The sequence below is a fragment of the Aestuariimicrobium sp. G57 genome, assembly GCF_050110855.1.
Classification (GTDB): domain Bacteria; phylum Actinomycetota; class Actinomycetes; order Propionibacteriales; family Propionibacteriaceae; genus Aestuariimicrobium.
In genome coordinates this window covers 118286-128285 of record NZ_JBNINW010000001.1, presented here as the reverse complement: position 1 = coordinate 128285, position 10000 = coordinate 118286, and the positions used below count along the sequence as shown (strand labels likewise).

Below are 10000 nucleotides of genomic sequence, written 5' to 3'. Positions count from 1 at the left end.
TTGTCCTCTCCTTCTATAGTGCCCGTTCTCTCCCTTTCCCCCCCCCCTCCCCCCCCCCCCCACCACCCCGGGCTCTCTGTTTCTGACGGGGCTACTCCCCCGTCGCCACCGGACGTGACGGGTCGCTGATCCAGTCCGACCAGCTGCCGGCATACAGCCGCAGCCCCGTCACGCCGGCCGCCTGCGCAGCGAGGATGACATTGCTCGCGGTGATGCCCGAGCCACACGAGACCACGTCGCCGGGCTGCAGCCCGTCGAGTGCACCAGCCAGGTCGTCCACGGCCAGGAACTGCCCATCGGCACGCTGCAGCCCGCCCGCGGGCAGGTTCACCGATCCCGGGATGTGCCCGGCCACCGGGTCGATTGGTTCGGTCTCGCCGCGAAACCGTTCCTGCGTGCGCACATCGACAACGCGGCGACCCTGCGCCAGCGCGTCCGCAACCCCAGCGGCATCGACGCGGTCGGCGTGGTCCAGCGACACGACGCGCACGGTGCCGGGCTCGACCAGCGGCACGTCGGTCGTGACGGGCAGCCCAGCCTGGCGCCAGGCGGCCAGTCCCCCGTCCAGCACGCGCACCTGCTCGAGTCCGGCAGCACGCAGCACCCACCAGCCCCGCGCGGCACCCATTGAATTGGACTGGTCATAGACCACCAGGGCATCACCGTCATTGATGCCGGCAGCCCGAAGACCCGCCTGCAACTCGTCCGGGGACGGCAGCGGGTGGCGACCACCGCGCCCGTCCGCAGCGACATGGGCCGAGAACACCTCTTCGACGTCGACGAAGACGGCCCCCGGTACATGCCCGGCCGCGTACCGCTCGGCGCCGAAGTCCGGGCTGCCGAGCTGGTAGCTGGCATCGAGCAGCCGCGGTGGGTTGTCGTCGGCGAGCAGTCCGGCCAGTTCGTCGGCGCTGACCAAGGGCGAATTGTTCGTGTTCATCGGTCCTCCTCGAAGGGCAACAGGTCGGGTGACAGGGTGGCGAGGGACATCTGCTTGGTCACCCTGCGGCGGTGGTGCTTGCGGCACAACACCTCGTAGTGCACCTGGGCCGTGTGGTTCTCGGTGTCACCGACCACGACCTGGGAACCCTCGGTGACCATGTGGCCGTCGACGACGCGGGCATTGTGGGTGGCCCGGGCACCGCACCAGCACAACGGCTGCACCTGCAATGTCTCGACCCGGTCGGCCAGTTCGACCAGCCGCTGTGAACCGGGGAACAGCTGGGTGCGGAAGTCGGCCATGATGCCGAACGCGAACACGTCGATGCCGAGTTCGTCGACGAGCCGGGCCAGCTGGTCGACCTGTTCGGGGGTGTAGAACTGCGACTCGTCGCAGATGACGAAGTCGAGCTTGGTGCCAGTGGTGAGCTCGGCGACCGCGTGCGCCCAGAAGTCGAAATCGGGGCCGACCTCGACGGCGGGGGCGGACAGGCCGATGCGCGAGGTGATCACCGATGCCCCGGAGCGGTCCTGGCAGGTGAACAGTGCCCCCCGTCGGCCATGGCTCGACTGGGTGTAGTGCATCTGCAGCGCCAGCGTCGACTTGCCACAGTCCATCGGCCCCGAGAAGAACACCAGTTCACCGGGCGCATGTTCGCCGTCCCAGGGCATGCCGTCCTCGCTGGTTGCGGCATCCCCCGCCCCGGCTCCAGTGCTCACCAGTCCTCCGCCCCGTCGTTCCAGTCCTGCGCATCGCCCCAGTCGTGCGCGGGGTCATCGACCAGCAACGGCACCACCATCTCGGCGCGTGTCAGCGAACCATGCATGCCCACCAGCGCGAGTTCACCGGGCAGGGACAGGCTCATCACGGCCCAGTCGTCACGCATCGCCGCCACCACGTCGCCGATGCGACCCGCAACATCAGCGCTGGGTACCGCACCGAACCAGCCCTCGGCGATGGCCTCGTCGCGGGTACGCACCCAGGCGCGGTCACCCAGCTCGGATGCCCAGCGCTGTGCCACGCCGAGCGGGTCGGTGGTGTACAGCTGCCTGAAGCGCCCCTCGCCACCGAACTGGTCGACCCCCTCGCGCAGCGCCGGCGTGTCCTCGAAGATGATGCGCCGGTCGGCCGGCACGTCCACCATGCCGTGGTCGCCCGTCACGAGCATCACCACGTCGTCGTCGAGGGCGGCACGCAGCCGTTCGAGCATGGCGTCGATGCGGGCGAGCTGGTTGCGCCAGGCGGGGTGTCCGACCCCGTGGGCATGGGCGGTGTGGTCCAGCATCCGTTCGTAGACATAGACGAGGCTGCGATCACCGGCGCGGGACGCCGCCACGGCGCGGGCCACCAGGTCGTCCTCGTCGTCCTCACGCACCAGGCCGCTGACGACCTGCCCCCGCAGCGCTGCCCGGGTCAGCCCCGAGCCGTCGAAGCGGGCGGGCACCACGGCGTGACTGGCGTGCCCGGCCAGGGCGAGGCGTTCGAACCACGTGGTCTGCGTCTGCAGGTCTTCGGGAGCAGTCGGGGTGTCCCACGCCAGCGAGTTGAACACGACACCGGTGCGGGGGTCGCGGAACGAATAGCCCACCATGCCGTGCGCCGCCGGGCCCACGCCGGTGCCCAGCGAGGTCAACGACGTCGCCGTGGTCGAGGGCACCGTCGCGGTCAGCTGCTGGGCGTCCCCGAACAGGCCCGCACAATACGGGGCCACCGCCAACCCCTGCTGCAGCACGTCGTAGCCCAGGCCGTCGACCAGCACCAGCACATAGCGCGACGAGGCCGGCAGGTCGATGCTCGGCACGCCTGCCTCGGCCAGCCCCAGGTGGGCGCTGATGCTGGGCAACAGGTCGGCCAGGGTCGAGTGCCCCCACCGTGGCAACAGCGGCGCGTCCGTCATCCGGCCGGTGCTCAACGGGCGACCCCGGCAGCCGCGAGCTGCAGTGCACCGCCGAAGGTGATCAGGGCGGCCACCGACTCAGCGCCGTCCGCAGCCGGGCTCATCCGCACGGTCAGGTCATCGGCCACCAACGAGCCCGACAACCCGTGGTCGGCCTCACAGTTGGGGTCGGCGCAGTGGGCCGGTTCGAGTTCGATGCGGTTCATGGTGCCCCACCCGATGGTCAGCCACGTCTCGACGAGGGTGCCGTTGGCTGAGGCGGGGTCGGCCACGACCCGGGTCATGTTCACGGAGTTGATCCGACCCAGCGCAATGGATTCGGTCGACGTGATGGCCTGCACCTTGCCCGTAGGGTTGTCGCTGCTCTCGTCGGTGTGCCCCACGAGCAGCCGCGTGGGCGTGATCACCATCACCGACAGGTGGCGGTGCACCTCGTCACCGACGAAGGTCGGTTCGTGGTGCACCAGGTGGGCGACGACGGGTTCGCCGGCGAGCGCCATCGCGATGGAATCCTGGACGATCGCGGGGAAGAACCCGCAGTCCTGGATCGCTGTCGCCAGCGGCTCGGGCAGGTGGTGGGTGTTGGGCTGCACGTGCACCCGCCCAGTCTCCCACACACGCCACGGTCTCCCATGCCGGACGACCGGTCGTCGGTGCCGCATGGTGCCCGCCGTCGTGGCTAGGCTGGCGCCCATGACGAATCGCCCCTTCCTCGGCGCACGCCTCGATGCCATCTTCAGTCGTTGGCTCGCCGCACGCATGCGCAAGCGCGGCTGGGTCGAGACGATCGTCCCCTACGCCGGCTACGGCTCCAACGACCAGTTGCGCATCCTTGGACGAGTCACACTGGCGCCCACGACACCCCGCAGCGACCTCATGCGGGTGGCGGACGACTTCTTGCGCCAGCGCGGCTGGCGCAACTTCGCCCAGGTGCCGATCGCGAACGCCGCGGTCAACGTCGCCGTCGGTGACAACTCCATCGACGTGCGCACCGACCGCGGGGGCTACATCGACGTGAGGGTCAAGAACACCGGCCTGGCCCCGGGCTGGCATGAGGTGATGCTGCGGTCGCCGGAATCGCAGCCCACGAAGGCGCCCATCCAGGTGATCGACGACGCCCAGACATTCGGACTGATCAGCGACATCGACGACACGATCATCTCGACCTGGCTGCCGCGCCTGCTGATCGCGGCGTGGAACTCGTTCGTGGTCACCGAGCAGGCCCGCCAGTCGGTGCCGGGCATGGCCCGCATGTACCAGCAGGTGCTGGCCGAGCACCCGGGAGCGCCCACTGTGTACGTGTCGACCGGTGCCTGGAACACTTACCCGTTCCTGCGCCGTTTCATCAAGCGCCACGGCTACCCGGCAGGCACGATGCTGCTGACCGACTGGGGACCCACGAACACCGGCTGGTTCCGCAGCGGACCCGACCACAAGCGGCGCGCGCTGCGTGAGCTGGCCCGCGACCTGCCCCAGGTGCGCTGGCTGCTGGTCGGTGACGACGGCCAGCACGACCCGATGCTCTACCGGGAGTTCGCTGACCTGCAGCCCGAGCATGTGCGTGCGATCGCCATTCGCCAGCTGACCATGGCCCAGCAGGTGCTCGCCCACGGCACGACCACGGTGCTGGGTGACCCCAACCATGTGCAGTACCAGCCGACGCAGGTGCCCGAGGTGCGGGCCCCGGACGGCGATGCGCTGGCACCCCGCGTCAGGGCGGCGCTTGAGCTGGAGCAGCCCCAGCACTGAGCCGCTTCGGCGCGCCGCACGGCGCGCCAATTGGGTGATGGGCGCGCCGTTTGGGAAACTGGGGTGTTTGGGAAACTGAATCGTCAACGTCAAGTGAAGGGGCCGGAACCAGCAGATGGCGAACGGGGTCGGGACGACCGGGACCAACGGGACCGAGACAAACGGCGACGACGAACTCGAGAAGGTCATCGACGTCGACGTCACCGACGAGATGCAGACCAGCTTTCTCGAGTACGCCTATTCGGTGATCTACTCCCGTGCCCTGCCCGACGCCCGCGACGGCCTCAAGCCCGTGCAGCGGCGCATCCTGTACTCGATGGACCAGATGGGCATCCGCCCCGACCGCGGCCACGTGAAGTGTGCCCGCGTGGTCGGCCAGGTGATGGGTGTGCTGCACCCCCACGGCGACACTGCGATCTATGACGCGCTGGTGCGCATCGCCCAGCCGTGGGCGATGCGGCTGCCGCTGATCGACGGTCATGGCAACTTCGGTTCGCTCGATGCCGGCCCCGCGGCGATGCGCTACACCGAGTGCCGCATGGCGACCCCGGCCACCGCGATGACCGCCGGCCTGTCCGAGGACACCGTCGACTTCAAACCGAACTACGACGGTCGTGAGAACGAACCAACGGTGTTGCCCGCCGCCTTCCCGAACCTGCTCGTCAACGGGGCGACCGGCATTGCGGTGGGCATGGCCACCAACATTGCACCGCACAACCTGGTCGAGGTCGTTCAGGCCTGCAAGCACCTGCTGGCGCACCCCGGCGCCACCCTCGAGACGATCACCCGCTACATTCCCGGTCCCGACCTGCCCACAGGTGGCAAGATCATCGGCCTCGACGGCATCCAGGACGCCTATGCCACCGGGCGCGGGTCGTTCAAGATCCGCGCCACCGCCCGTATCGAGCAGGTGCAGCCGCGCCGCAAGGGCATCGTCGTCTCGGAACTGCCCTACATGGTTGGGCCCGAGAAGATCATCGAACAGATCAAGACGCTGGTGCAGGCCAAGAAGATCACCGGCATCGCCGATGTGAAGGACTTGTCCGACCTGGAGCGTGGCACCCGGCTGGTCATCGAGGTCAAGAACGGCATCAACCCCGACGCACTGCTCGAACAGCTGTACAAGCTGACGAAGCTCGAGGACTCGTTCTCGATCAACTGCGTCGCCCTGGTCGACGGCCAGCCCCGCACGCTGGGGCTGCTCGAGATGTTGCAGGTCTACCTGGACCACCGCCTCGAGGTCACCACGCGCCGCACCCGGTTCCAGCTCGGCAAGGCCAGCGAACGCCTGCACCTGGTCGAGGGCCTGTTGCTGGCGATCGTCGACATCGATGACGTCATCGCGATCGTGCGTTCCAGCGACGATGCCGCCGAGGCCCGCACCCGGCTGATCGAGGCCTTCGACCTCACCGAGATGCAGGCCAACCACATCCTCGACATGCAGTTGCGCCAGCTGACCCGGCTGTCATCCATCCGCCTCGAGGCCGAACGCGACGAACTGCGGGAACGCATCGCCAGGCTGACCGAGATCCTCGAGGATGACCAGGTGCTGCGCAAGCTCGTCGCCCAGGAGCTGACCGAGGTGGCCCAGCAGTTCGGCACGCCCAGACGTACGGTGCTGCTCGAAAGTTCCGGTGTGGTCACCACGGCCGCTGCGTCTGGCGACCTCGAGATCCCGGACGGCCCGAGCTGGGTGCTGCTCAGCTCGGCGGGGCTGATGGCGCGCATCGACACCGACGAGGTGCTGCCCGATTCGGGGCCCAGGGCGTCCCACGACGTGGTGGTGGCGGCCATCCGCAGCACCGCACACGGCCAGTTCGGTGTGCTCACCAACCAGGGTCGGCTCATCAAGGCCAACACCATCGACCTGCCCACGGTGCCGCTCACCGCGCATGCGGCCTCGCTCAAGGGCGGGGTGCGTTCGAAAGAGCTGTTCGCCTTCGAGAAGGGCGAGGCACCGATCGGCCTGGCGTCGCTGGGCGAGGGCGCGGCCGGGCTGGCCGTCGGCACCGCCCAGGGTGTGGTCAAGCGGGTGAACCCCGAATTGTTGGCCAACAAGGACTCGTGGGAGGTCATCCGGCTGGAACCGAAGGACACCGTCGTCGGAGCCGTCGAGCTGACCGACGACGACGCGGACCTGGCCTTCATCACCAGCGATGCGCACCTGCTGCACTTCCCGGCGTCGGTGGTGCGTCCGCAGGGTCGGGCCGGTGGTGGCGTCGCCGGCATCAAGCTGGCCCAGGGCGCGCAGGCGATCTGGTTCGGCCCCGCACGTGCGGGTGATGTGGTGGTGACCATCTCGGGCAGCACCACCGCCCTGGCCGGCACCCAGGCCGGGCTGGTCAAGGTGACCCCGTTCGACGAGTACCCCGGCAAGGGACGCGCCACGGGCGGCGTGCGCTGCCACAAGTTCCTGAAGGGCGAGGACGTGCTGCTGCTCGGCTGGATCGGCACCGAGCCCGCCGTGGCAGCCGCAGCCTCGGGCTCACCGGTCGACCTGCCGCCGGCCACCGGCAAGCGGGACGGCTCGGGTACGCCCCTGAAGCAGCCGGTGGTTGCCGTCTCGACCCGAGCCCTGTCGGTGTCCCTGGACGAGCGCGACGCGGCCGCGGCACCGGCTGGCAGCGGCGCGGCGGCCGCGGCGTCCCCGACGAGCGCCGAGCCGGTGGACGACGATGAAACGGGTGGCGATGAACCCGGGGACGATGGTCAGGACACGTTGATCTGAACCGACAGGTCTAGGGTGGCGACCATGGGTAATTTTGATGACCTCCTCGCACGCAACGTGCAGTACGCACAGAGCTTCGTGGAGGGCGGGTTCGACGGCATCGCCCACGCGGGTGTCGCGGTGCTGACCTGCATGGATTCACGGATCGAACCGTTGCGCATGCTGGGGCTGAACCTGGGTGATGCCAAGATCCTGCGCACCCCCGGTGGACGGGCCACGCCCGATGCGGTGGTGGGCTCGATCCTTGGCGTACACCTGCTGAACGTCAACCGCATCATGGTCGTGCCGCACACCCGTTGTGCGATGGCCTCGGGCAGCGACCAGCAGATTGCCGAGAAGATCCTGGCGACCGACGGCACCGACATCCGCGGCATGACGCTGGGTGCGACGACCGACCAGCGCTCGGCGCTGGAGTATGACGTGCGCATGCTGCGCAGCCACCCGCTGATCTCGGGCCTGGCGGCCGTCGGCGGGTTCATGTACGACGTTGACTCGGGTGCGCTCGTCGAGGTCTGCTGAGGCATACCAGCGGGGCACAGTGCCCTGATCGCCTGCAACCAACCCGTCGCCCGACGCGTATGACGCTCATACCGGACGTCACGAAACCCAATACGAACACTGTTATGGTTTTGTGCTGTCAGACCCGAGCCGAAGGCGGGCGCTGTGCTGAAGCTGAGAAGAATGGCCTGCGCGTCCATTCTGTTGTCACTGGTCCTTGCCGGGCTTGGCGCGCCTGCAGCGCCCGCCTCGACGGCCTGGTCGGTCACCAGCAACGCCGGCAACCGGGTGGTTGCCGGAACAGCCGTGACCATCACGGCGAATGCCGATGCGGGGTGCGCCCCGGGGGAGCGGCTGACGCTGTGGTGGGCCGACTCACAGGGACTGCGCTGGCGTCCCGCGCTCACGGCCGAGGCCGGGGTGGACTGCCGACTGGCGTTGCCGCTGGCCTCGGGGTTGCGCGTCGGGCACTACCGCTTTGCCGTGACCACCGGGGATGCCCCCGGCCCTGCTGAGCGGGTCAGCATCATCGACGCCCATCCGGCAGCGTTCGTGCTCTCGGGCCCGACCCGGACCACGCTGACCGGCCAGCCGACGCTGACCGTCGATGCGGGTCCCCACGCCTCGGGGCTGCCAGTGGTGGTGCTGACCGGGTCCGGGTCGAACCTCCGGGAGGCCGGGCGGGGCAGCCTCGATGAGAGGGGACGGTTCAGCTTCGCCTACCGGCTCAACGTGGGCGTGATCGGCACCGTCACGCTGCAGGCCCGCATCAGCGATGGCGCCGGGTATGCCGCCGATTCGAACCTGCACGTCGTGCTGCGCGAGGGGTTCGGTGGACGTATCCGGGCCACCACCGCAGCCGACGTCTCAAGCCTGTACCGGGCGGGTTGCCCGGTCGGCCCCTCGGGGCTGGCCACCATCGAGATGTACCACTGGGACTACCAGGGTCGGGTCCAGCCCGGGGTCATGATCGTGCGCAAGGACCTCGCGCCCAAGGTGATGGCGGCCTTTGAGCGGGCCTTCGCCCAGGGCTGGCCCGTCCAGTCGATGAAATCGCTGAACCTGTGGAACGGTGACGACCTGCGGATCATGGCCGCCGGCAATGCCGGTGCGTTCAACTGCCGTCACGTCGTGGGCAACCCCTACGCCCAGTCGCCGCACTCCTACGGGATCGCCGTCGACGTCAACCAGCGCGAGAACCCCTACCGGGCGCCGAACGGCGTGTGGTACCCGATCGCCACCTATGCCACCTATCGGCCCGCCACCGTGAAGGGGCTGTTCACCGGCCAGTCACCGTTGGTCGTCGCCATGAACCAGCAGGGGTTCAGGTGGTTCTCGGGATGGGACTGGCACCACTTCCAGCCATGAGCACCCTCACCCAACGCATGCGCATCGTGGTCCTGGCCGCTGGCATGGTGGCCGGGATGGCTGCCTGCTCCCAGGCCCGTGAGGCCCTGCCAGACCCCAGCAGCACCACGTTCGTGCGTCCCGACCCGACGCCCAGCCAACGTCCGAACACCGCGCCCCCGACCACAAGGCACGCCACGTCCCCATCCCTGGTGACAACGTCAACGGTCGTGCCCCGGGCGACGGCGTGGGTCACCAGGACCGCTGATTCGGCGCCCAGTTCCCCCAATGCCGAACCCACACTGCCGCCGCCGTCGTTCAACCCCACCCCCGCGGCGACGTCGGGCCCGCTGCACCTGGACTCGCAACCTCGCCCACCCGGATGGGCGCCCACCCCGGCCCACGCACCGACTGCGACCCGCGCCCGTGATCCCCGCTATGCGGCCTGGGAAGCCATGATGGTCGGCTGTGCTGCCGTGGACCGGCGCACCTGGACCGACCCGGCCCATGCCCTCGAGATTGCCGTCACCAGCCAGGGTCGTCCGGGTGTCGGCCTCGTGATGCAGTTCGGCAGCACGGCGGCGGCCCGCAGCTACCACGCCGCGTTCACAGCACAATTGCGCGCCTGCACCGCGCGCGCTGATGCAGGTCGGCCACAGGCCAGCGCCATCGACGACTCCCCCATGCTGTGGCTCGGGCGGCGCACCTATGCCGATGGCAGCCGCTGGGTTGAGGTCGCCAGTGTGAACGGGGCGACCGTGCGGCTCTGGGTGCTGCGTGACGACGGCGCCATGGACGAGGACCAGATGCGGCACCTGGCCGGGGTGCTGGCGGCCTGACC

9 protein-coding genes are annotated in these 10000 nt (G+C 69.1%); 5 read left to right on the top strand and 4 right to left on the bottom strand.

The genetic code is table 11. The annotated features are described in order from the left end of the window. Nucleotides 1–91: 91 nt before the first annotated feature. Genes ACQCX5_RS00585 through ACQCX5_RS00570 form a run of 4 tightly spaced genes read right to left on the bottom strand, consistent with a single transcriptional unit; the run spans nt 92 to nt 3436 of the window. On the bottom strand, nt 92–940 hold the full coding sequence (locus ACQCX5_RS00585) for a sulfurtransferase (protein ID WP_434540083.1): 849 nt from the start codon (nt 938–940) through the stop codon (nt 92–94). Then, nucleotides 937–1611, bottom strand: coding sequence for a thymidine kinase (locus ACQCX5_RS00580; RefSeq protein WP_434540697.1), 675 nt, complete (start codon nt 1609–1611; stop codon nt 937–939). The genes ACQCX5_RS00585 and ACQCX5_RS00580 overlap by 4 nt, the downstream gene beginning before the upstream one ends. Nucleotides 1612–1655: 44 nt before the next feature. Continuing rightward, nucleotides 1656–2837, bottom strand: coding sequence for an alkaline phosphatase family protein (locus ACQCX5_RS00575; RefSeq protein WP_434540082.1), 1182 nt, complete (start codon nt 2835–2837; stop codon nt 1656–1658). Between the two features lie 11 nt (nt 2838–2848). Next, complete coding sequence (locus ACQCX5_RS00570; RefSeq protein ID WP_434540081.1) at nt 2849–3436, bottom strand: DUF5998 family protein; 588 nt, start codon at nt 3434–3436, stop codon at nt 2849–2851. Nucleotides 3437–3719: 283 nt separating this feature from the next. Here ACQCX5_RS00570 and ACQCX5_RS00565 point away from each other — a divergent pair, with 283 nt between their 5' ends. The 5 genes from ACQCX5_RS00565 (at nt 3720) to ACQCX5_RS00545 (ending at nt 9998) form a co-directional block, all read left to right on the top strand. After that, nucleotides 3720–4586 (top strand): App1 family protein, encoded by an 867-nt coding sequence (locus ACQCX5_RS00565; protein WP_434540696.1) that lies wholly within the window; start codon nt 3720–3722, stop codon nt 4584–4586. Between the two features lie 115 nt (nt 4587–4701). Beyond that, complete coding sequence (locus ACQCX5_RS00560) at nt 4702–7314, top strand: DNA gyrase/topoisomerase IV subunit A (RefSeq protein WP_434540080.1); 2613 nt, start codon at nt 4702–4704, stop codon at nt 7312–7314. A 24-nt stretch (nt 7315–7338) separates the two neighbouring features. Beyond that, the gene (locus ACQCX5_RS00555; RefSeq protein WP_434540079.1) at nt 7339–7833 is read left to right on the top strand and encodes a beta-class carbonic anhydrase; all 495 of its coding nucleotides are present in this window, start codon (nt 7339–7341) and stop codon (nt 7831–7833) included. Between the two features lie 162 nt (nt 7834–7995). Next, a complete protein-coding gene (locus tag ACQCX5_RS00550) occupies nt 7996–9180 on the top strand; it encodes a M15 family metallopeptidase (RefSeq protein ID WP_434540078.1) in 1185 nt (394 codons plus the stop codon). Continuing rightward, nucleotides 9177–9998, top strand: a complete 822-nt coding sequence (locus ACQCX5_RS00545) for a hypothetical protein (RefSeq protein ID WP_434540077.1) — start codon at nt 9177–9179, stop codon at nt 9996–9998. The genes ACQCX5_RS00550 and ACQCX5_RS00545 overlap by 4 nt, the downstream gene beginning before the upstream one ends. Nucleotides 9999–10000 lie beyond the last annotated feature (2 nt).